Origin of the sequence: Pseudomonas syringae group sp. J254-4 (assembly GCF_032586855.1) — a bacterium.
Taxonomy (GTDB): domain Bacteria; phylum Pseudomonadota; class Gammaproteobacteria; order Pseudomonadales; family Pseudomonadaceae; genus Aquipseudomonas; species Aquipseudomonas amygdali.
Genome location: NZ_JAWHOO010000036.1, coordinates 1 through 23,921, shown reverse-complemented (window position 1 = coordinate 23,921; position 23,921 = coordinate 1). Strand labels below are relative to the sequence as shown.

Below are 23,921 nucleotides of genomic sequence, written 5' to 3'. Positions count from 1 at the left end.
TGTCGCGGTATCTGGTCGAAAAGATGGCAACTAGCTATTAATTTTTCATTTATCACGAACAGTTCAAGAAAAACCGCCTTTGCCCCGTGAAGCACTTACTCCCTGAGGGTCAAACCCGTTTCAGCATTCCAGCCGCCACCCAATGCGGCAATCAGCTGGACGCTGGCAATCAAGCGACTTTGCAGCACGTTCAGCACACTGCGTTCATTGCTCAAAGCAGTGGCCTGTACGTTGACGACGTCAAGATAGCCGATCAGCCCGGCCTTGTACTGGTTGTTGGTCAGGCGCAGCGAGTCACGCGCCGACACCAGCGCTTCCTGGCGCACGGCGGCCTCCTGCTCATAGACCTTGAGCTGAACCAGGTAATTTTCGACCTCCTGAAAACCATTCAACACGGTCTGCCGGTACTGGGCGACGGTCTGGTCATACACGGCCTCGGTACGATCGACCTCCGCCGTCCGCCTGCCACCGTCGAACAATGTCAGCGCCAGTTGCGGCCCTACCGACCAGAAGCGGTTGGGCAGGCTGATCCAGTTGGCGAACGTACTGCTGCTGTAACCGCCGCTCATGCTCAGCGTGAAGTCTGGGTAGTAAGCGGCCTTGGCGACGCCGATGTTGGCATTGGCGCCCATCACCGAGCGTTCGGCTGCGGCGATGTCCGGTCGGCGTTCAAGCAACTGGGACGGCAGCCCTGGCGGGATCTGCGGCAATTGCGGAATCGAAGTGCTGGCCGGCAGATTGAAGTCTGCGGGCGCCATGCCCATCAGCACGGCAATGGCATTCTCGAATTGCGCACGCTGCCAGGCCAGATCGATCAGGTCGGCCTGAGTGCTTTTCAACTGTGTCTGCGCCTGGGCGACAGCGTCACTTCCTGAAATACCGGCGCGGTATTGATTCTGGGTGAGGGTCAGAGAGCGCTGATAGGTGTCCACAGTGGATTCCAGCAGGCGTTTCTGTTCGTCAATGACCCGCAATTGCAGATAGTTCTGCACCAGCTCCGATTGCAGGCTAAGGCGCATCGCTGCCAGGTCCGCAAGACTTGCCTGCGCACTGGCGGTGTCAGCCTCCAGCCCGCGACGCAATTTGCCCCATACATCGGCTTCCCAACTGACGCCCAGCTGCGCGTTGTAACTGTTGCGAATTCCCGAGGCGCTGGTATTCGTACCGGTATTCGATGTACCTGTGCCCTGCCCCGAGCGGGTCTTGCCGGTGGTCAGGTCCAGTGTCGGCAGAAATGCGCCTCTGGAGCTGCGCACCAGTGCTTGTGCCTGCCGGTACTGCGCATCGTACTGGGCGACGGTCTGGTTGGAGGTATTGAGCCGTTCGACCAGCGCATTCAGTTGCGGATCCCTGTACACCTCCCACCACGCACCTTTGGCCATCGCATCACTGGGTGTAGCTGCACGCCAGCCTTCAGCGGCCTTGAACTGCGCAGGCGCGGCCATCGACGGTTTCTGGTAATCCGGACCGACAGCGCAAGCGCTGAGCAGCACAACGCAGAGCCCCAGCGCGAGTGGACGAATCAGCCCTGTCGGGCGGGATATAAAGGCCAGGCGTTCGGTCATAGCGGGGTTTCCAGAGCAGCATCGGTACGCACGCCACGCCATTTATTGTAACGATGGCGCAGACGGTCGAGATAAAGGTAAACCACCGGGGTGGTGTAGAGGGTCAGGATCTGGCTGAAGATCAGCCCACCAATAATGGTCAGGCCCAGCGGCTTGCGCATTTCAGCGCCCTCCGCGGTACTCAGCAGCAACGGCAATGCACCCAGAATGGCGGCCATCGTGGTCATCAGAATGGGGCGCAGGCGTTGCAGGCATGCACTGCGTATCGAATCTTGCGGCGTCATTCCCTGATCACGTTCAAGGTGCAGGGCCAGGTCGATCATCATGATTGCGTTCTTCTTCACCACGCCAATCAGCAGGAACAGCCCCAACAGGGAGATCAGGCTGAATTCGCTGCCCAGCACGTAGATCGTCAGCAATGCGCCCACACCGGCCGATGGCAGCGTCGAGAGGATCGTCAATGGATGGATGTAGCTTTCATAAAGAATCCCCAGCACCAGATACACCGCCAGCAACGCACCGAGAATCATCCAGGGCTGGCTTTTCTGGGTCGAGGCGAAGGCGTTGGCGGTCCCGGCCATCTTGGAAATGATGTCGGACGGCAGCCCGATGGCGGCAATTGCGCGCTCGATAGCCACCGTTGCCTTGTCGAGGCTGGCGCCTTCGGCCAGATCAAAGGAAATGTTTTCAGCAGCGAACTGACCGTCATGCGAAACCCGATCGTTCGCCAGACTGCGCTCGTAATGAGCAATGCTCGACAGCGGCACGCGCTGCCCGTCGGCAGTAATCACCTGAACCTGCTCCAGCGTCACCGGGTCCTGAGCGTATTTGGGGTTGACCTCCATGACCACCTTGTACTGGTTGAGGCTGTCATAAATCGTCGACACCTGACGCTGGCTGTAGGCGTTGTTGAGGACCGCCGTGACCATGTTCATATCGATGCCCAGCCGTTTGGCCGTATCACGATTGACCACCAGGGTCACTTGCTGCGCCCCGCGCCCTTCCCTGGCGTCAATGGCCGTCAGCTCCGGAATCGATTTGAGCGCCGCAACGATCTTCGGATACCACAGCCGCAGGCTGCTCAGGTCTGCACTTTGCACAATGTACTGATACTGCGAACTGGTCTGCTCGCGACCACCACCCAGTTGCAGGTCCTGATCAGGCGCCAGGAACAGCCTGCCGCCGGGCACATGCGGCATGTTCTTGCGCAGACGCTCGACCACTTTTTCGGCAGACAGCTTGCGCTCGGTAATCGGCTTGAGGCGTACGATCATGAAGGCGTTATTGGTGCCACCGCTGCCGCCGATAAAACCGGCAACACTCTCCACCGCCGGGTCTGCCAGAATCGAACGGCGGAAGATTTCCATTTTCGGCTGCATGACCGAGAACGAAAGACCGTCGTCACCGCGTACAAACCCCATCAGTTGCCCGGTGTCCTGCTGTGGTAGAAAAGTCTTGGGCACCACCACATACAGCGCGACATTCACCACAACGGTAATCAGCAGGCTGAGCAGTGTCAGCCTGCGATGCCGCATGACCCAGCCGAGCGAGCGGTCATAGCCGGCGACCATGCGGTCGTTGACCCGCTCGCTCCAGCGCTGAAAGGCATTGTCCTTGCCAGGCTCGTGGGGTTTCAGCCAGCGCGCGCACAACATCGGCGTCAGGCTCAGGGACACGATCAGCGAGACGACGATTGCCACCGACAAGGTAATGGAAAACTCGCGAAACAGACTTTCGACCAGCCCGCCCATGAACAGAATGGAAATGAACACCGCCACCAGCGAGACGTTCATCGACAGCAAGGTGAAACCCACCTCTTTGGCACCCAGAAATGCCGCCTTCATCGGGTCGAGACCGTTGTGAATGTGCCGGGAAATGTTTTCCAGCACCACGATTGCATCGTCCACTACCAGCCCGGTGGCGAGGATCAAGGCCATCAACGACAGATTGTTCAGGGAAAAACCTAACAGGTGCATGATCGCAAAGGTGCCCACCAGCGATACCGGAACCGCCAGAGTGGGGATCAGCGATGCGCGAAAGCTGCCGAGAAACAGAAACACCACCATCACTACCAGAACCACGGCAATCAGCAGGGTCATCTCTGCCTCGTGCAGCGTCGCCTTGATCACCGGCGAGCGATCCATCGCGACATTGAGGCTTACGCTGGCGGGCAGCACAGCCCGCAGGGCTGGCAATTGCGCCTTGATCTGCGCCACGGTTTCAATGATGTTGGCGCCCGCCTGCCGGTTGACGACCAGTAACACCGCCCGGTCATTGTTATAAAACCCGCTGTTGTAGCGATCCTCCACGGCATCGCTGACTTTCGCGACGTCCTTGAGGCGCAAGGTCGCCCCGTCCTTGTAGCGAATGATCAGCGGCGCATAGTCCTTGGCGGTTTCCAGCTGGTCGCTGGCCTGCACCTGCCAGTTATGCAGGTCATCCTCCACAAAACCCTTGGGACGCCGTACGTTCGCACCGGTTATCGCGGTACGCACGTCGTCAAGCGATACGCCGTACTGGGAGAGCATCTGTGGCTCCAGCTCGATACGCACCGCTGGCAGCGAGCTGCCGCCGATCTGCACTTCGCCAACCCCGGAAACCTGCGACAGGCTCTGTGACAGGATGGTGGATGCCAGGTCGTAGAGCTGACCTTTCTCCAGCACCGTCGACGTCATCGACAACACCATGATCGGCGCCTGGGACGGATTGACCTTCTTGTAGGTCGGCATGCTGCGCATACCGCTGGGCAGCAGGTTGCGCGAAGCATTGATCGCCGCCTGCACTTCCCGCGCTGCGCCATTGATGTCGCGATTGAGATCGAACTGCAGAATGATCCGTGTCGTGCCCTGACTTGAATTGCTGGTCATGGTATTGACCCCGGCAATACTGCCCAGCGAACGCTCCAGCGGAGTGGCCACAGTGGAGGCCATCACCTCGGGGCTGGCACCCGCCAGACTGGCTGACACCACAATTACCGGGAAGTCCATGTTCGGCAATGGCGCGACCGGCAGCAAGCGGAAGCTGACCGCGCCCAGCAGCATGATCGCCAGGCTTAGCAATACGGTCGCGACCGGGCGACGGATAAACGGCGCTGACAGGTTCATGCGTCAGCCCGTTCCAGTCGGTCCGGGTCGGCAGGCCTGCGACTCCAGCGACGGCCAAGACGGTCGAAATACAGGTAGATGACCGGCGTGGTAAACAGCGTGAGTACCTGGCTGACCAGCAGACCGCCGACCATCACCAGCCCCAGCGGTTGGCGCAACTCTGCGCCTGAGCCGCTGGCGAGCATCAGCGGAATGGCGCCGAACAATGCCGCCAGGGTGGTCATGAGAATCGGCCGGAAACGCAGCAGCGCCGCTTCGTAGATCGCCGTTTCCGGAGCAACACCCCGGTTGCGCTCCGCGTCGAGCGCGAAGTCGATCATCATGATCGCGTTCTTCTTGACGATGCCGATCAGCAAAATGATACCGATGATCGCGATCATCCCCAGGTCATTGCCGCTGATCAGCAAGGCCAGCAAGGCGCCCACTGCTGCCGACGGCAGTGTCGAGAGGATGGTGATCGGGTGGATATAACTCTCGTAGAGCACGCCCAGCACGATGTACATGGTCACTACAGCCGCCAGAATCAGCAGCAACGTGCTCGACAACGATGCCTGAAATGCCTCGGCAGCGCCCTGAAACTGGGTCTGCACACCAATCGGCATGCCGATGTCCTGCTCAACCTGTTCGATGACCTGCACGGCCTTGCCCAATGCAACGCCGGGCGCAAGGTTGAACGACATCATCACTGCCGGAAACTGCCCGAGGTGAGCGATGGCCAACTGCGCCTGACGCTGCTCGACGCGTGCCAGGCTCGACAGTTTTACCTGTGCGCCATCGGTGGTCTTGACGTGGATCTGCTCAAGTGCGGCAGGGCCGAGCTCACTGCCCGACGCGGCTTGCAGCACCACGCGGTACTGGCTGGCCTGGGTATAGATTGTGGAAATCTGTCGCTGACCGAATGCGTCGTACAGCGCATCGGTAATATTCGCAACGGTGACCCCTACCCGACTGGCCGCATCACGATCGATGTTCAGATATACCTGCAGGCCCTTGTCCTGCAGGTCGCTGGCCACATCCGTCAACTCGGACCGTTTGCCGAGCGCCTCGACCAGCCTTTCGCTCCACAGCGTCAGCAGCTCGGCGTCGGGCGATGACATGCTGAACTGGTACTGAGTACGACTGACCCGGTCTTCAATGGTCAGGTCCTGCACCGGCTGCATGAACAGACGAATGTCCGAAAGCTTGTCTACCTCTGGCTGCAGGCGCTGGATCACCTCGGATGCGGTGAGGTCACGCTCTGAGTGGGGCTTGAGGTTGATCAGCAGACGCCCGCTGTTGAGCGTTGCGTTGTCACCGTCAACACCAATGTAGGAAGACAGACTGACCACCGCAGGGTCCTTGAGAATGATGTCAGCCAGCGCCTGCTGACGCTGGCTCATGGCAGCAAAGGAGACCGACTGTGGCGCTTCCGAAATGCCCTGGATCACGCCGGTGTCCTGCACCGGAAAAAAGCCCTTGGGCACAACGATGTACAGCAGCACAGTCAGTGCCAGAGTGACCAATGCCGCCAACAGGGTCAGTGGCTGATGCCTGAGCACCCAGCGCAACCCGCCGGCGTAGATATTGATCAGCCAGTCGATCCAGGCACCGCTGGCGCGATAGAAACGGCTCTGCTCTTCTTCCTTTGGCTCGCGCTTGAGCAGCCGTGCGCACATCATGGGCGTCAGGGTCAGCGATACCACCAGCGATATCAGGATGGCGACCGCCAGGGTGATCGCGAACTCGCGGAACAGTCGCCCTACCACGTCAGCCATGAACAACAGCGGGATCAGGACTGCAATCAGCGACAGGGTCAGGGAAATCAGGGTGAAACCGATCTGCTTCGCGCCCTTCAGGGCGGCCTGCAGAGGTGTTTCGCCCTCCTCGATATGCCGGGAGATGTTTTCCAGCATCACGATGGCGTCATCGACAACGAAACCGGTCGCGATGGTCATGGCCATCAGTGTCAGGTTGTTGACCGAGAAGCCCGCCAGGTACATGACGCCGAAGGTGCCTACCAGTGACAGCGGGACGGCGATGGAGGGAATGATCGTCGCGCTGAAGCGACGCAGGAACAGGAACGTGACCAGGACCACCAGAATGATCGCGATCAGCAACTCGTGCTGAACATCGGTTACCGACGCGCGAATCGTCTGTGTGCGGTCCGTCAGGACCACGACGTCGAGGCCGGCCGGAAGGTTCTCGGTGATTGACGGCAGCAATGTCTTGATCCGGTCGACCACCTCGATCACGTTGGCGCCCGGCTGGCGCTGAATGTTCAGCAGCACCGCCTGACTCCGATTGGCCCAGGCCGCCAGGCGTTCGTTTTCCGCACCATCGACGATTTCGGCCACATCCTTCAGGCGCAGGGGGGCGCCATCCTTATAGGCCAGAATCAGGTTGGCGTACTCCTCGGGAGACTTCAGCTGATCGTTGGCATCGAGCATCGAAACCCGGGTCGGCCCATCGAAATTGCCCTTGGGCTGGTTGACGTTGGACGCGCCGATCAGGGTCCGCACATCAGACAGGTTCAGGCTGTTGGCGGCCAGCGCCTCCGGGTTGACCTTGATCCGCACAGCCTGACGCTGCCCGCCGGCAATGCTGACCATGCCGACGCCGCTGATCTGCGAGATTTTCTGCGCCATGCGTGTATCAACCAGATCATTGAGCTTGGGCAGCAGCATGGTTTTCGAGGTAATCGCCAGGGTCAGAACCGGCGTGTCTGCCGGGTTGACCTTGTTATAGACCGGCGGTGCCGGAAGATCGGTAGGCAGAAGGTTGGTGGCCGCGTTGATCGCCGCCTGCACCTGCTGCTCAGCCACATCCATGTTGATTTCGAGGCTGAAACGCAAGGTAATGACCGACGCGCCGCCCGAGCTGGTCGAGGCCATCTGGGTCAAACCAGGCATCTGCCCGAATTGACGCTCAAGAGGCGCAGTGACGGAGCTGGTCATGACCTGCGGGCTGGCGCCGGGATACAGCGTCATCACCCGAATGGTCGGATAGTCGACCTGAGGCAGCGCCGACACCGGCAGCAGTGTGTAAGCAATCAGACCCGCCAGGACGATTGCCAGCATACTGAGCGTGGTGGCAACCGGACGCAGGATGAACAGGCGCGACATGTTCATACGTTTGGTTTTTCCACCTTGCCGAGTGCTGCCGACTTGTCTGTCTTGCTGTCAGGCTTGCCCTGCAACTTCTGAACGGGACCCGCCGGTACATCCTTGCTGTCGTTTACGACCTCGACTTCAGCACCGTCGCGCAGACGGTCGGTGCCTTCGAGCACGACCCGTTCGCCGGCTGCCAGACCTTCGGTGATCACCGTCGATGTCTCGTCGCTCGGGCCGGTCTTCAACAGTTTGAGTTTGACCTTCTTGTCACCGTCCAGGACATAGACAAAGGTCCCGTCAGTGCCGAACTGAACGGCAGCCGTTGGCACCAGCGTCACCTGTTTCAACGTATCGGCGCGCAGACGCACATTGACGAACTGATTGGGAAACAGGATCTCGTCACTGTTATCGAAGCGGGCCTTGAACTTAAGTGTGCCGGTCGCCACGTCGATCTGATTGTCGAGGCTGGCGAGTACACCGGAAGCCTGCATTTTCGTATCGCCACGGTCCCAGGCTTCGACGGGCAGCTTGTCGCCGGTGCGGTAGCGGGAAATGACCTTCGACAGGTCCTTTTCCGGGAGCGTGAAGGCGACCGAGATGGGCTGGGTCTGGGTAATTACCACCAGCGCGGTTGTGTCGTTGGCGGCAACCAGGTTGCCGACGTCCAGCTGTTTGAGGCCGACACGACCTGCAATAGGCGCACGAATGCGTGTGAAGTCCAGGCTCAGCTTCGCATCAGCCACGGCCGCCTGATTGGTCTTGATCGTGCCCTTGTACTGATTGACCAGCGACTCGGCAGTGTCGAGGGTCTGTTTGGCGATGCTGTCCTCGGCAAAAAGCCCACGGTAACGCTGTACGTCGAGCTGAGCATTCTTGAGCAGCGCCTGATTGGTCGCCAGCGTACCTTCGGCCTGCTGCAACGCCACCTGATAACTGCGCGGATCGATTTCCGCCAGCAGGTCACCCGCCTTGACCATCTGCCCTTCCTGGAAATAAAGCTTGACCAGCTCTCCCGCCACCCGGCTGCGCACATTGATGGTGTTCATCGCCGTTACCGTGCCAAGCGCCTTGTAGTAGATCGGGAAATCGCCTTCGGTTGCCGGGGCTACCCGCACCGGGACAGCGACAGCCGATGCACCGAAGCCAGGCCGCGCCATGCCACCTGCGCCATGCTTCTTGCTCTCGGCCCCTTTGCCGGGAGTGGAGGCAGGCCATAACCACCAGCACAGGGCAACAATGGCCAACAGGATCAACAAACTGATCAACCAGCGACGGGATTTACGAGAGCCAGACGATTGCATGAATAAATCAACCATTACAGGTGGGGGCTTCTTCAGAAGGCTGAACAATAAGCACAGATGCGTTACAAGCAAAGCGCCTTTACCAAGCGCTTACTTTCGATAAACGTATGACGCACAAACAAAAAAACGGCCTGAGCGGATTCAGGCCGTCGAAGTGTTGCGGAAAGTTACTTAAGCACAGCCAATGCAGCGTCGTAGTCGGGTTCGTTAGCGATCTCTGTTACCAGTTCGCTGTGCAGCACTTTGTCGTTTTCGTCCAGAACAACCACCGCACGAGCGGTCAGACCTTTCAGCGGGCCGTCTGCAATTGCAACGCCGTAATGCTCGCTGAAATCGGCAGCGCGGAAAGAAGACAGGTTCTTGACGTTTTCCAGACCTTCGGAGCCGCAGAAGCGGGACTGGGCAAACGGCAGGTCAGCAGAGATACACAGAACAACGGCATTGCTCAGCTCGTTTGCCTGGGCGTTGAATTTGCGTACCGACGTTGCACAGGTCGGTGTATCGACGCTCGGAAAAATGTTCAGCACCTTGCGCTTGCCAGCGAAGTCAGCCAGGGTCTTGTCGGCAAGACCTTCACCCACCAGCGTGAAGGCAGGTGCCTTGCTGCCGACTTCAGGCAGCTTGCCATTGACTTGAACAGGGCCGCCTTTGAGGGTTACTTGAGCCATGAAACACATTCCTTTTTTGAGATGAATAAAAGAACCGGAAGTTAAACACGAAAGTGTGCCGTGTCCTATATAGGATATTTCCGAATTTTCTCAGGAAACCAGTCTGTCCCTGATATCTGGGTGGGCACATAATTCCACCAGCCAATCGACGAATACCCTGATGCGTCGTGACAACTGACGATGAGGTGGGTAAAGCACCGTCAACGCCAGCGGCGGCGGACGATGCAACCGCAGCACCTCGACCAGTATGCCGCTGCGCAACTGTGCGGCGACATGGTAACGCGGTACCTGTATCAGGCCGAAACCAGCCTCGCAAGCCGCTACATAACCGTCGGCACTGTTGACCGAAATAGAACAGGCCAACGCTTGATCGACCTCCACGCCACCGGCCATGAACTCCAGACCATAGCGCTTGCCCGTGCTGGTCGAGAAATATTCGATTACCTGATGTTGCGCGAGGTCCGGCAGATTCAGCGGCGTACCGTATCGCTGCAGGTAATCGCGACTGGCGCAAGTGATCTGGGTCAGGCTGCCCAGCGGCCTGGCGACCAGCGTTTCGTCCAATGCTGCTCCGGCGCGCAAGACACAGTCCACGCCCTCGCGGATCAGGTCGACCGGTCTGTCGCTCATGCCGATTTCCAGTCGGATCTGCGGGTAGCGCCGGGCAAATTCAGGCAGCGCGGGTATCACGACCATGCGCCCCAGGCTCACCGGCAGGTCGACACGCAGCAGCCCCTTGGGCTCGGCCCCCGCCGCTGAGAAGGACGCTTCGGCGTCGTCCAGATCGGCCAGCAGGCTTACGCAGCGCTGGTAATAGGCCTTGCCGTCAGGCGTGGTGCTGACCTGACGCGTAGTGCGCTGCAAGAGCTGCACACCCAGGTGAGCTTCCAGTTGTTTGATCAGAATCGTCACGGATGCACGGGGCATGTGCAGGCTCTCGGCCGCCCTGGCGAAACCGCCCAGCTCGACGATACGGGTGAATACGCGCATGGCGTTGAATCGATCCATGATTACCGGCAGCCTGAATAGAGAGAGCGTGTGATGGGTCACACTGTTTTAACAGGGTAAACCGGTTGAACGCAGGCCAGTGCCATTACAGCCGCTGGCCAGTATTCAGAAGTCTCTTTTATAGAAAATATCCAGCGAACTGGCAACACCGCTTGCAGCCTCAAGGTACACGCGCTTGCTGAGCAGATAGCGCAACGCAATGGTATTGGCCGGTTCAAACACGCCGACACCATAACGCAGGCTGAGCTTCTCGGTGATCTTGCCGCTGGCAACCACATTGGTCTTGTCGCCGGTTCCCGAGGTGTCCAGTTCGAAGTCTTTGATACCCAGATTGTCCGCGAGCTTGCCGGTGGTCGACGAGCTACCGGCAACGCCAAGCGCCAGTGCAGCCTGAGCGACCATGTTGTTGTCTTCGCCCGAGGTACTCAGCGGTCTGCCCATGACCAGATAGGAGAGCGCCTGCTCCTGGCTCATCGCGGGTTCGGAAAACACTTCAGTGGTGGGTTGCTCGGCACTGCCGGTCAGACGAATGCCTGCGATCACGTCATCTGTCTGGCGAATGGCCTCGATATCCAGATAGGGCTGGTCCACAGGGCCTGCAAACAGCAGGCGCGCCTTGCGGATGGTCAGCCGCTGCCCGTAGGCACGGTAACGGCCGTCGTTCAGGTTCAGCTCACCACGGGTGTCCAGGTTGTCGCCAATGTGCACACGTCCGACCAGATTGGCAGTAAGCCCGAAACCGCTGAAGGCGAGCTTTTCCTGACCAACCTCCACATCGATATCCATGGCCACTGCCAGCGGTGGCGCGCCCTCCTCGGTCTGCTGCCCGACGATCACCGTGTCGCCCGACAGCTTGACCGTGGACGGCGGCAGCTCACGCACGGTGATCGTCCCCTTGGGCACCAGCACCTTGCCGGAAATGGCCAGCCGCTCACCCTGCATGGAAATTTTCAGGTCAGGCGCTACCTCCACTTCCGCGTAGGGCTCGACATTGATCGGCAGACGCGCGCCCTTGAGGCTCACATCAACGTTCAGATTCTGCCCCCAGGCCACCTGACCGCCGATGCTCCCCTGCCCGGTGCTGCCACTTTTCCAGCCACCGGTGAGCTGTACGCTCTCCCCGGCAATCAACGCCTGCACCTTGAGGTCATGCAGTTCCATCGGCAACTCGGCACCCGCCACTTCACCGCCTTCAAGTGTCACGCTGCCGTTGACCAGAGGTGCCAGCAAGCTGCCTGACAATCGACCATTGCCGTTCAGGCGGCCATTGAGTTTCTGCACCATTGGCGCAAAGGGTCGTGCCACCGAGATGTCCAGCCCGGAGAGACCGAAATCGCCTGACAGAGGCTTGTCTTTGGCCAGCGGATCGATCTGCGCATTGACCAGCAACTGGCCCAGCTTGCCGCCTTCGAAATCCAGCCGCGTGTCGATACGTCTGGGTGCCAGTGTGGTGTCAAGTTTGAGTGTCTGATACGGGAAGTCCAGCCACTGGTCATTGCTGCGCACCCGCAATGTGCCGCCTCCAGCATCAATCGTAACCTTGCCGGTGGGGCCTGCTGCCGGAAGATCAAGCTGAACGTCGGCATTCAGCGCGCCCTTCCAGGCAAAATCCTTTGGCATCCATTGCGCCAGGCTGTCGAGCGGGAAATTCTTCAGCTGATAGCGCAAACGTGGCTCCGGCATCAGTCGTTGATCGCCACCGCACAGGCTGGAGGCACCGGACAGCCAGCAATGCGCACCGAAGTTCAGCCGACCGTCGGCCAGACGCTCGATCTTCGCCGGTTGCTGCAAACGCCAGTTCTGTCCGCCGCTCTGTACCGTGCCGCTGGCCAGCCGACCGCGCCAGTCGCCCTTGTCCAGGCCGCCGTCCAGTGCGATAGCAAGCTTGAGCAACGGCCCTTGCAGGTCCAGCTTCAATTGTTGCGCCTTGAGCGTACCCTGACCGTCCACCAGCAACGTCCCCAGCCCGGTGTCGCCGGCCTGAATGCCAACGCCCTTGAGGTTGATGGTCGCGCGCTGCGACTGATCCAGACGGGCATTGAGTGTCAGGTTTTGCAGGCGATTGTCCTGCAAAGCGAGCTGACTGCCCTGCAACGCCAGTTGCCCTTGCGGTGCCTGAAGTGTTCCCGTCAGGTCGAGCCTGCCTTTGGCCTGCCCCTGCAAGCGCGGCCACAATTGAGCCAGACGCGGCAGGTCAAGGTCCAGCTGCCCTTTGAGACGTTCCTGCAAACTGCCATTACCCTGAACCCGGTTGTCACCCAATCGAATGTTCAGGTTGCTGACATTCCACTGCTGATCACGACCGTCAGCCTTGGCTTGCAGCAGCGCGGGCTGGCCACGCAGACGTCCCTTGAGGTCCAGGTCGGCGGTAAGTTCGAGCTGCTCGTTGACCAATTGACCTTTGCTGCGCAAGGGCCCTGCCAGCGTGCCGGGCAGTTCGGCAACCCAGAATGAAGGGTCCAGCGCGCTCAGGTCCAGTGCAGTGTCCCAGCCAACACCATTGGCAAATTGCAGGTTCAGGAAACCGCTGGCCTTGCCCTGCCCTGCGACCAGCTCCAGTTGCGGCAGATGGACTTCCTGCAAATTGCCACTGAAGGGACTGATCAGCGTGAACGCGCCAGCAGGTCCTTTGAGGCTGGCGTTGAAATTGCCAAGATAATTGCCGTCGGTGTAGGAAATCTCACCTTTGAAGGCGTGCAACGATACTTGCGGTTCGGACTCCAGCGGATACAGACGCTGCCAAGGGAAATCCAGCCAGTCGATGCTCGCATCAGCCGAGAAACCACTCTGCCAGTTCAACGTGCCGTTGATGGCCAGACGCTGTTGATCGTTGGCGGCCAGATCAAGCGCTGCAATGGTTGCCCCGTTGGCATCCGCACGCCCCTGCAACGACAACGCCACAGGGCCTTTTTCTGCGGGCAGGCTGGCAGTGCCGTTGATCTGGTAACCCGAGTCGAGATCGCCTTCGGCAGTCAACAGCAGTTGGTCGAGTTGCAGGGTATCGGGCAATGCCGCGCTGGGTTTGAAATGTTCTGCAGTCAGTTTCAATCGTGCTGGCACATGCTCAGCCAAAGGTTGCAGCTCACCGGTCAGTTGCCCTGGTAGATAGCCGCTGCTGTCAGCCTTGAGTTGCAGGGTCTTGAGCACGTCACCTTGAATATCCAGCGCCAGCGTCCAGGGCTTACCGTCCTGTGGCGGCAGTTGCAGTTGACCTTTTACGCTCAATGGCCAGTCGCCCTCGGGCTTCAGCAGACCATTGAGGTCCAGCACCAGCGCATCACGTTGCAGGTGCGCGCTGTCGATCTGCAAGCCTTCGGCGGTCCAGTGCGCCGCCAGCTTGAGGTCGCGCAACTGTTCGACGCCATCCAGTTGCAGGCTGCCCAGCTGTATATCACCCAGTTGCAGGGCAAGCGGCAACTTGACGGCTGGCAGGCTTAAAGGATCTTCGTTGCTCGGCGCACCGCTCGGAGGAAAACGCAGCAGTACCTGCCCCGCGTGCAGGCGATCAATGCATAAGGTCATCTTCAGCAGGCAGGCGGGCGTCCAGGCGAAGTCGACAGAGTGCACCTCGACACGGTCTGCGCCTTGCTGCCACACCAGGCGCTCGGCACTCCACTGCCCGCCCAGGCGGCCCTGAAAGTTTTCCAGTTGCACGCCGGGCACGCGGGCCAGCGCCCATTGGCTGCCTGCCTGGGTCCCAAGCAGCACCCCGACGCTGACGATCACCAGCAGCAGTAAGGCGATCACGCTCAGTCCGGCAATCGTTGCACCACGCTTGATGTTCATCCTGTTCAAAGTTCCGGCCCCATCGAGAAGTGCAGGCGGATGCCACCCTCGTCATCCAGCGCGTGCGCCAGGTCGAGACGCAACGGACCCACCGGAGATACCCAGCGCACCCCGAAACCGACGCCGGTTTTCAGGTCTGGCTTGTCCAGACTGTTGAATGAGTTTCCCTGATCGATGAAGGTCGCGAGCCGCCATTTATCCGCAATCGAGTACTGATACTCGACGCTCCCGGCAAACATGTAACGCCCACCAATGCGGTCGCCGTCAGAGTTGGTCGGTGACAGTTTCTGGTAGTCATAACCCCGTACGCTTTGATCGCCACCGGCAAAAAAACGCAGCGACGGCGGTATCGAGGTGTAACCGTCAGTAAGGTTGCCACCCAGCTGCACGCGGCCGAGAAAGCGATGATTCTGCGCGACTGTCGTCAGCCCTTTGAGCAGCACATTGGCATGCACCAGATTGGCATCCGACAACATGCCCTCCTTGGCCACCTGGGTGTCGAATTGCAAACGGTAGCCCTGGTGGGGGTCGATGCTGTTATCGCTGCGCAGGTACGAATAACTGATACCGGGCATCAACAGCGTGCTCAGGCCCGAATCGTCGCCCAGCCGGTATTCTTCACGCTGCCATTTCAGCGAGATGACCCGCTCCCAGCCGCTGGGCAGTTTGCTATGCCATTCAGGCCCGGCAGTCAGCAGCTTGCTGAGGCTGTCGGTTCCAGCAATCTCTTCGTATTGATAGCCACCGGCATAACGCAGTTTATCGGTCAACGGCGGATCGAGCGGCACGTCGTACCACAGGCCGACATTCTGCCGAGGCGCGGATATTTCCGATTCGAACCCGTAGCTGTGGCCCTGTGGATTGGCCCAGTGCCGGGTCCAGTTGGCTTTGCCACGCGGGCCGACATCGGTCGAGTAGCCCAGGCCAAGGCCCATGGTGCGGGGCTTGCGGGTTTCAAGCTGAACGGTCACCGGAATGACCTGATGTTCAGCTGCCGTAGGCGCGGCATCGACCCGCACGCCTTCAAAATAGCCACTGCCCTGCATGGCCTGGGTCAATTCGGCGATCAGTTGTGAGTCGTAAGGGGTATTTTCCTTGAAAGGCACCATGCGCTTGAGCAAATCGTCATCGAAGGGCGCATTGCCACTGAACTTGACCTTGCCCAGCGAATAGCGCGGACCACTTTCATAGACCAGCTCGATGTCGGCAACCCCGGCTCGCGGGTCAACAGCCAGGCGCTGGCTGGTAAAGTGGCCGCTGAAAAAACCGTAACGCGACGCCTGATTCTGGATCAGGCGTTTGGCATCTTCATAATTGCCATGATTGAGCACCGCGCCGGTTTTCAGCGCGTCGCTTTTGGGGACCCGAAAGGCTTTCAGCGATGCTGCCGGACCTTCGACGCGAATTACCACATTGCGCAGGTGAATAGGCTCGCCCGGCTGGATATTGATCACCAGACGTGGCTGGTCTTCGTCCTTGATCTCGCTGTCGATCTGCGCCTGATAATAACCAAGCGCCTGAGCCGCTTTCTCTGCCTGCTGTTCGGCACCCAGGCTGAAGTTGCGCAATGCCTTAACGTCACGCTCGCCCAAATCCCCCACATACCCTTCGACGTTGGCCTTGAGTTCCGGGTTGGCGGGCTTGATCCTGACGTCAAGGCGGGCCTGGGCAAGCGCCGCTGCACTCATGGTCATCAGAAACAGGCTGCTGAATAGTCTGAAAAGCTTCATGGGCGTAGATGCTAACACGATCGACGGGCCGCACTGGAAGCCCACGAATTGTCGGAGATTCAGACCGTTACGTCAGGGACCGGCAGTGAAACCTGAGGGTTGGGGTGAAAAAACACATGCTCTCGGACAGGTCCTACCGCAATCTCGCCGATTTCCTCATAGCCTTGTCGCTTATAGAACTCGAGATAACGAGGGTTTCCCGTGTCTACCACGATGCCCTGAGAGTGCTCATCCACCGCGCACCAATCGTGCAACGCCCCAAGCAGTTGTTCGCTCAAATCCTGCCCCAGCTTCTGACCCTGAAATTCCGGGTCCAGGCCTATCAACGGCAGCACATGCACGGTTTCGGACGGCACACAGGCCAGCACCGCGTTGTAATAAGCCAGATAACGCTGGGTGCACCCCAGGCCGGTGTCCATCACCATGCGCAGACGCCACGCCCAGCTTTCAGTGACACCCAGACGACGTTGCGGTGGCGCGATAAGCGCTACGCCGACCAGCCGATCCTGCAGAAACAGACCGAGTGCAGGCTGGTCTTGCAGGAAGTGTTGTTTGACCAGTTGGCGAATGGTCGCCAACACGCGTTGCTCATATCCCTCACGCTCGGCATTGAACAGATAGGCAAACGTCGGATCGTGCCGATAGGCCCTGAACAGCAAGGAGCGGGTTTCACGGGAATAACCACTGTCGAGTTGACGAACTTCACCCGTGATGGCAGCAGGTAGGGACATAAAAAGCCTCGTGTTAACGGAACTGCGTCTGGCGCAGCAGTTTTGGCAAGCAGGCTTTCGAGTGATGGCACTTGATAACAGTTCCAACGATTTGTCCGGGCCTCTGTTTGCAAGGTGTCTGACACGGTGCTGGTCCTGCAACCACAGGTCAGCTAGCATCGCTGTTTGTTTTTGCTCAGGACCGCTGTTTTATGAAAATCGTCTCGTTCAACATCAATGGTCTGCGCGCTCGACCTCATCAGTTGGCGGCGCTGATCGACAAACACCAACCTGACGTAATCGGCCTTCAGGAAACCAAGGTTTCGGATGAGCAATTCCCCCACGCGGAAGTCGAAGCGCTGGGCTATCACGTGCATTTCCACGGCCAGAAAGGCCATTACGGCGTTGCCCTGCTATCGCGCAACCCTCCGCTGGCTCTGCACAAGGGCTTTGAAGGAGACGACGAGGATTCGCAAAAGCGCTTCATCTGGGGCACTTATGCCGACAGCAATGGGCAGCCGGTCACCATCATGAATGGCTACTTTCCGCAGGGCGAGAGCCGTGATCACCCGACCAAGTTTCCAGCCAAACAGCGTTTTTACGAGAACCTGCAGACCCTGCTGGAGAGCCGTTTCAGCAATGAACAGCCGCTGATCGTGATGGGTGATGTGAACATTTCTCCGCAGGACTGCGACATCGGCATCGGCGCAGACAACGCCAAGCGCTGGCTGAAAACCGGTAAGTGCAGCTTTCTCCCCGAAGAACGCGAGTGGATGGAGCGCTTGAAAAACTGGGGCCTGGTGGACAGCTTCCGCTATCTGTACCCGGAGGTCGTCGACCGATTCAGCTGGTTTGACTATCGCAGCCGTGGCTTTGAAGACGAACCCAAGCGCGGTCTGCGTATCGACCTGATCATGACCTCTACCGGCCTGCAGCCACGCATCAAGGCCGCTGGGGTGGACTACGATTTGCGCGGTATGGAAAAGCCGTCGGACCACGCGCCGATCTGGCTGGAACTGAACTGAAAAAGTGCCCTCGCGCGCGACCCGGCTTTATGCAGAAACGGGTCGTGCACGCAGTGGTCGAGCAATCGTCATATTCCGGAAATCTTTCTGTCTTATTCTCCCGGCACCCTCCCGTGACTCATGGTGACGCCGATGCTGCGCGCTTTGCTAACGGCGCTGACTCTGTCGAGCGCCACCCTGCCCGCCCTTGCGCTGGCAGCACTGCCGCTGCCAGCAGGCGAAATACCTGCCTTGCGCATTCAAGGCTCGAACACCATCAATGCTCAATTGGGCCCCGCGCTGGTTGAGGGATTGATGCGCAAGCAAGGCCTGCAATCGGTGCAGACTGTTGCTGGCAATGCCATGAATGAACAGCGCGTCGTCGGCACTAGCTCCACAGGGCAGACGGTCAGCATCGAAATCGCCGCACATGGTTCAGGCACCGGTTTTACTGCGCTCAAAGCAGGTAACGCCGATATCGCCGCCTCTTCCCGACCTATCAAGGATCAGGAAGCCAAGGACCTGAGCAGCCTGGGCGACCTGAAAAGCGCAGCAAGCGAGCAAACCATTGCCATCGATGGCGTTGCTGTGATTCTGCACCCAGGCAACCCGGTCAGACAGCTGGATACGCTGCAGCTGGCGCGTATTTTCAGCGGGGAAGTCAGGGACTGGGCAGAAGTGGGCGGAAATCCGGGAGCCATTCATCTTTATGTTCGCGATGAGAAGTCCGGCACCTACGAAACATTCAAGGACCTGATACTTGCAAAGTACGGCAAGAACCTGTCCGGCACAGCCGCACGCTTTGAATCCAGCGAGCAGCTTTCCGACGAGGTCAGCAAGGACATCAATGGCATAGGTTTTATCGGGCTACCGTCCATCAGGCGTGCCAAAGCGGTGGCCATTGCCGATGGTGATTCCAGACCCATGCTCCCGACTGTCAGTCTGATTGCCACCGAAGACTATCCTCTGTCGCGACGGCTCTACTTTTATGTGCCCACCTCAGCTCATCAACGCTGGGCGCAGGCGCTGGTCCGTTTCGCGCAAAGCGCCGAGGGTCAGGCCATCGTGGCGCAGAGCGGCTTTGTCGCGCAGACCGTGCAGGCACTCAAGGTGCAGCCTACCGCGCAGATGCCTGCGGAGTATCAGGCACTGGCGCGCAAGGCCGAACGGCTGTCGGTCAACTTTCGCTTTGCCCAGGGCAGTGCGAAGCTGGATAACAAGGCGCAGCAGGACCTCAAGCGGGTGGCGGAGTACCTGAAAACCAGCAACCAGCTCAATCAACATGTCACGCTGGTCGGCTTTGGTGATGCCAAAAGCGATCCGGCTCGCGCAGCCCTGCTCTCAAGGCTGCGCGCCATGGCGGTGCGCCGCGAGCTGCTGAAAAGCGGCGTGACATTTCGCGACATCGTCGGCCTGGGGGATGAGATGCCGGTAGCTACCAATGACATCGATGACGGCCGAATCAAGAACCGTCGGGTCGAAGTCTGGGTGCAGTAGCCTGGGCGCAGTTATCGGCTACCGGCTCAGGACTGGCTGCGCTCCCTGTCTGCCGGCAGGTATTTGCCCAGTTCATACTTGCCGATAGCGGCGCGGTGTACTTCATCCGGGCCGTCTGCCAGACGCAGTGTGCGCTGCATGGCGTACATATAGGCCAGGGGGAAATCATTGGAAACCCCCGCCCCGCCGTGCATCTGGATCGCCCGATCTATGACCTTCAGCGCCACGTTCGGCGCTACCACCTTGATCTGCGCGATTTCACTTCTGGCGACCTTGTTGCCTGCCGTGTCCATCATGTAGGCCGCCTTCAGGGTCAGCAGGCGGGCCATATCGATCTCCATACGCGAATCGGCGATCCTGTCGATATTGCCACCCAGCCTGGCCAGCGGCTTGCCGAAGGCGACGCGGTCGACGGAGCGCCTGCACATCAACTCAAGTGCCCGTTCGGCCATGCCGATGGAGCGCATGCAGTGGTGAATGCGGCCTGGTCCCAACCGGCCTTGAGCGATTTCAAAGCCGCGCCCCTCACCCAGCAAGACGTTTTCAAACGGCACCCGGACGTTATCGAAGACCACTTCGGCATGCCCGTGGGGCGCGTCGTCGTAGCCGAACACAGGCAGCGGCCTGACAATCTTCACGCCCGGCGTGTCGACCGGGACCAGAATCATCGAGTGTTGCTGATGGCGCGGCCCGTCAGGATTGCTCAGGCCCATGAAAATCAGGATTTTGCAGCGTGGGTCGCAGGCACCGGAAGTCCACCACTTGCGGCCATTGATCACCCATTCGTCGCCATCGCGCTCGGCGCGAGCGGCCATATTGGTGGCATCCGATGACGCTACATCGGGTTCGGTCATGGCAAAAGCAGAACGAATCTCGCCACGCAGCAACGGTTCCAGCCAGCGAGCTTTCTGCTCCTCGCTGGCATAGCGAACCAGCACCTCCATGTTGCCGGTGTCAGGCGCAGAGCAATTGAACGGCTCGGGGCCCAGCATCGAACGCCCCATGATTTCCGCCAGCGGCGCGTATTCCAGATTGCTCAGGCCGGCACCGAGCGCAGACTCCGGCAAAAACAGGTTCCACAACCCCTCAGCCCTTGCACGGGCTTTCAGTTCTTCCATGATCGCGGTGGGCTGCCAGCGGTCGCCTTCGGCCACTTGCTGTTCGAAAACCGGCTCGGCCGGATAAACGTATGCATTCATGAACGCGGTGACGCGCTCACGCAATGCCTGCACCTTCGGGGAATACGCGAAATCCATGGGCCACTACCTTCTCGATCAGGGTGTCGAATGCATGATCCTGATGCTAGAGAAACGCCATACATTTATCTAATCTATTCTCGGCGTGTATAAACATTCATAACCGATATATGATCCATCACCGCTGCGGCGTCCCCAGCCTGCCGAACAGCGAATCAAAATAACAGCACGAGGCGCTCATCAATGAACCTGAGCAAGGTCGATCTCAATCTTTTCATTGTCTTCGACGCCATCTACACCGAAGCCAATCTGACCCGGGCCGGGCAGATTGTAGGCATTACCCAGCCTGCGGTGTCCAACGCCCTGGCGCGGCTGCGAGAGACCTTCAACGACCCACTGTTTGTGCGCACGGCTCAAGGCATGGTGCCGACACCGATGGCGCAAAACATCATCGGCCCGGTGCGCAGTGCACTCTCATTGCTCAGGGTCTCAGTGCAGGAAAGCCGTATATTCAACCCGTTGCAGGCCAACAAGAATTACCGCATCAGCATGACCGACCTGACCGAGGCCGTGATCCTGCCGACGCTGTTCCAGCGGCTGCGACGCCTTGCGCCTGCCGTGACCATCGAAAGCTTTCTGTCCAAGCGTCGGGAAACCACCAAGGAGCTGGCTGCCGGGCGCCTCGACTTCGCCGTGGATGCACCGCTCAATACCGACCCGCAGGTTCGCCACGTCAAGCTGCTGGAAGACCGCTATGTGTGCGGCATGCGCAAGGCGCATCCGCTGGCAAACAAGGCCACGTTGACGCTGGATGATTACATGAGCCAGGCACACATCCATATTTCCAGTCGGCGTAGCGGACTGGGGCACGTAGACCTGGCGTTGGGGAAGATGGGCATTCAGCGCAGGATTGCGTTGCGCTCGCAGCATTACCTGATGGCGACACAGGTGCTGCAGCAGACCGATATGGTCATGACCATACCGGAACGCTTCGCCCGCCGTAACGATCTGCACTATGTCTACCTCCCGGTCAACGATGTGCCTTCGGTCGAAACCCATCTGTACTGGCATGAAAGCACTGATCAGGACCCGGCAAACCGCTGGATGCGCGAGCAGATCATCGAGCTTTCACAGCGGGTCGTGGCGCAGGAACAAAGCCTCGAGAAAGCATGAGATAAAAACACCAAGCCATTGTTTTTAAATTAAATGTTTTAATTTGTTAAAGTCATTTCTAATTTGGCAGGCGCGGCTTGGCGCGCCTTGACAACACGACTTCTGCTTGACGCTTACGTAAAGCACGCCGTAGGTTGAGTGCTGAATATCTCGTTGAGCGACACCATGAGCAGTCAGACCTACAGCATTTCCGAGCTCGCCCGTGAGCTGGATATCACCACCCGCGCGATCCGCTTTTACGAAGAGCAAGGCATGCTCAGCCCTGAACGCAAGGGACTGGAGCGCATCTACACCGCCCGTGACAAAGTCACCCTGAAACTGATCCTGCGCGGCAAACGCATCGGTTTTTCGCTAGCTGAATGCAAGGAACTGATCTCGCTCTACGACCCTGCCGGTGACAACCAGAAGCAGTTGCAGACCATGCTCGGCAAGATCGCCGAGCGCCGTGAACAGCTCGAACAACAATTGCTGGACATCCGGCAAATGCAACTGGAGCTGGACACCGCCGAAGAGCGTTGCCGGGCTGCGCTCGATAAAACTGCTGCCACTTCACACTGACCACCACAAGGCGCTGCCATGTCTCTTCCACAAAAGGTAAATATCGTTGAAGTCGGCCCGCGTGACGGCCTGCAGAATGAAGCACAACCCATCAGTGTCGACGACAAGGTGCGCTTGGTGGATGACCTGACGGCAGCCGGACTGAGCCACATTGAAGTCGGTAGTTTTGTTTCGGCCAAATGGGTGCCACAAATGGCTGGCTCCGCCCAAGTGTTCGAAAATATCCAGCGGCGTGAAGGCGTTATCTACTCTGCCCTGGCACCCAACCTGCGCGGGTTCGAAGATGCGTTGGCGGCGGGTGTCAGGGAGGTTGCGGTGTTTGCAGCGGCAACCGAAGGGTTTTCCCGACGTAACCTCAATTGCTCGATCAGCGAAAGCCTGGAGCGCTTTGCGCCCATCATGGCGGCGGCGCAGATGCATGGTGTGCAGGTTCGGGGTTACGTGTCGTGCGTGCTGGGCTGCCCTTATGAGGGCAGTGTCTCGCCTCAGCAGGTCGCAGCCGTCGCCAACGAACTCTACGCGATGGGTTGCTATGAAGTTTCGCTGGGCGACACCATCGGCACCGGCACGCCGGGGGCCACGCGAGCGCTGTTCAACGCCGTCTCAGCGCAGATCCCGCGTGGCAAGCTTGCCGGGCACTTCCACGACACTTACGGCCAGGCACTGGTGAATATCTACGCCAGCCTGGAGGAAGGTATCCAGGTCTTCGACAGCTCCGTGGCAGGCCTCGGCGGCTGCCCGTACGCCAAGGGTGCCAGCGGCAATGTTGCCACCGAGGACGTGCTGTACATGTTGCAGGGCATGGGTATTGAAACCGGGGTTGATCTGGACCAGGTCATTGCCGCAGGCCAGCGCATCTGCGACGTGCTGCAACGCAGCAATGGCTCGCGCGTGGCCAAGGCCCGGTTGTCTGCTTAACGACTGTCACCTGTCGGTAACAGGGTGCGACAACTTGTCACACAGTGTTACCCTGCCCCGCGTCCAGTCGAGTCAAACGGGTAACACGGAAACACTCGACAACCGAATCAGATGGCCCGATGCCCGAAAAAGACGTTCAGCTCCCGGTATTACGGGGCTTTTAAAAAACTGGCACGGGTCCTGCTATATCACTTGTACAACAAAAATAAAAACACGCAGCAACCCAATAAAAACAACACGTACCGGCTCTGACATAACAAGAACAACACGGACAGAGACGTAGCTAACAGATTTTTTTGAAGTGGACAGCTTTTCTGAACTGCTTGCCTTGCAAGTCGTTCTGCAGCCAGACAGAGAACAACAAAACTGCCCTGAGGCAGCTCCCGAACTGGTTGGATCACATGATGAAAGCTTGATCAGCGCTCAAAAAAATACGTTTGCTCTTGGTCCCGCATGCGGACCGCTCAAAAAAGCAGTGAAGGGCCAGGTCGCCAAAAACAACAACAGGCCACCCGAAAAACAAAAAAGAGCATAGAGACATACCTTGAAGGGGAGCCCAGGCTCCCCTTCGTGCTTTCCAGCGTTTGCTTTTGCCTCCCGACCCTCCCCCACCC

The 23,921-nt window shown here is 59.1% G+C and carries 16 protein-coding genes and 1 pseudogene; 5 read left to right on the top strand and 12 right to left on the bottom strand.

The features are described from left to right. Positions 1-95: 95 nt before the first annotated feature. The 9 genes from RYB09_RS26610 to RYB09_RS26570 form a co-directional block, all read right to left on the bottom strand. Entirely contained in the window at positions 96-1,565 is a 1,470-nt protein-coding gene (locus tag RYB09_RS26610; protein ID WP_058409371.1) for an efflux transporter outer membrane subunit, read from the bottom strand. Continuing rightward, a complete protein-coding gene (locus RYB09_RS26605) occupies positions 1,562-4,669 on the bottom strand; it encodes an efflux RND transporter permease subunit (RefSeq protein WP_316890941.1) in 3,108 nt (1,035 codons plus the stop codon). Before RYB09_RS26605 ends, RYB09_RS26610 begins: the two co-directional genes overlap by 4 nt. After that, entirely contained in the window at positions 4,666-7,776 is a 3,111-nt protein-coding gene (locus RYB09_RS26600) for an MdtB/MuxB family multidrug efflux RND transporter permease subunit (protein WP_122259851.1), read from the bottom strand. Before RYB09_RS26600 ends, RYB09_RS26605 begins: the two co-directional genes overlap by 4 nt. Next, the gene (locus RYB09_RS26595; protein WP_122259850.1) at positions 7,773-9,074 is read right to left on the bottom strand and encodes an MdtA/MuxA family multidrug efflux RND transporter periplasmic adaptor subunit; all 1,302 of its coding nucleotides are present in this window, start codon (positions 9,072-9,074) and stop codon (positions 7,773-7,775) included. Before RYB09_RS26595 ends, RYB09_RS26600 begins: the two co-directional genes overlap by 4 nt. Positions 9,075-9,226: 152 nt before the next feature. Beyond that, entirely contained in the window at positions 9,227-9,727 is a 501-nt protein-coding gene (tpx, locus tag RYB09_RS26590; protein ID WP_005743607.1) for a thiol peroxidase, read from the bottom strand. 90 nt (positions 9,728-9,817) lie between these two features. Continuing rightward, the gene (locus tag RYB09_RS26585; RefSeq protein WP_060403991.1) at positions 9,818-10,735 is read right to left on the bottom strand and encodes a LysR family transcriptional regulator; all 918 of its coding nucleotides are present in this window, start codon (positions 10,733-10,735) and stop codon (positions 9,818-9,820) included. A gap of 105 nt (positions 10,736-10,840) precedes the next feature. Beyond that, on the bottom strand, positions 10,841-14,521 hold the full coding sequence (locus RYB09_RS26580; protein WP_122259849.1) for a translocation/assembly module TamB domain-containing protein: 3,681 nt from the start codon (positions 14,519-14,521) through the stop codon (positions 10,841-10,843). Positions 14,522-14,526: 5 nt separating this feature from the next. Beyond that, positions 14,527-16,251: an autotransporter assembly complex protein TamA gene (locus RYB09_RS26575; RefSeq protein WP_122259848.1), complete on the bottom strand. Its 1,725-nt coding sequence runs from the start codon at positions 16,249-16,251 to the stop codon at positions 14,527-14,529. 59 nt (positions 16,252-16,310) lie between these two features. Further along, positions 16,311-16,982: a GNAT family N-acetyltransferase gene (locus RYB09_RS26570; protein ID WP_002553676.1), complete on the bottom strand. Its 672-nt coding sequence runs from the start codon at positions 16,980-16,982 to the stop codon at positions 16,311-16,313. A 191-nt stretch (positions 16,983-17,173) separates the two neighbouring features. Between RYB09_RS26570 and xthA the strand changes: the two genes are divergently transcribed. Further along, positions 17,174-17,986: an exodeoxyribonuclease III gene (xthA, locus tag RYB09_RS26565; protein WP_058409376.1), complete on the top strand. Its 813-nt coding sequence runs from the start codon at positions 17,174-17,176 to the stop codon at positions 17,984-17,986. A 132-nt stretch (positions 17,987-18,118) separates the two neighbouring features. Next, the gene (locus tag RYB09_RS26560; protein WP_058409377.1) at positions 18,119-19,462 is read left to right on the top strand and encodes a substrate-binding domain-containing protein; all 1,344 of its coding nucleotides are present in this window, start codon (positions 18,119-18,121) and stop codon (positions 19,460-19,462) included. Positions 19,463-19,488: 26 nt separating this feature from the next. Here the strand turns inward: RYB09_RS26560 and RYB09_RS26555 are convergent, their stop codons facing one another. Next, entirely contained in the window at positions 19,489-20,718 is a 1,230-nt protein-coding gene (locus tag RYB09_RS26555) for an acyl-CoA dehydrogenase (protein WP_058409378.1), read from the bottom strand. Positions 20,719-20,901: 183 nt separating this feature from the next. Here RYB09_RS26555 and RYB09_RS26550 point away from each other — a divergent pair, with 183 nt between their 5' ends. From RYB09_RS26550 to RYB09_RS26540, 3 genes are all read left to right on the top strand, one after another. Continuing rightward, positions 20,902-21,831, top strand: a complete 930-nt coding sequence (locus RYB09_RS26550) for a LysR family transcriptional regulator (protein WP_316890933.1) — start codon at positions 20,902-20,904, stop codon at positions 21,829-21,831. Between the two features lie 165 nt (positions 21,832-21,996). Next, positions 21,997-22,389, top strand: coding sequence for a MerR family transcriptional regulator (locus RYB09_RS26545; protein ID WP_005743596.1), 393 nt, complete (start codon positions 21,997-21,999; stop codon positions 22,387-22,389). A gap of 18 nt (positions 22,390-22,407) precedes the next feature. Next, positions 22,408-23,307, top strand: coding sequence for a hydroxymethylglutaryl-CoA lyase (locus RYB09_RS26540; RefSeq protein WP_058409379.1), 900 nt, complete (start codon positions 22,408-22,410; stop codon positions 23,305-23,307). A 283-nt stretch (positions 23,308-23,590) separates the two neighbouring features. Here RYB09_RS26540 and RYB09_RS26535 read toward each other — a convergent pair. Next, positions 23,591-23,794, bottom strand: a pseudogene (locus RYB09_RS26535) (hypothetical protein). Next, positions 23,731-23,921, bottom strand: a 191-nt coding sequence (locus tag RYB09_RS26530) for a hypothetical protein (protein WP_316890950.1), incomplete at its 5' end; no start/stop codon positions are given. The pseudogene RYB09_RS26535 and the gene RYB09_RS26530, both read right to left, overlap by 64 nt.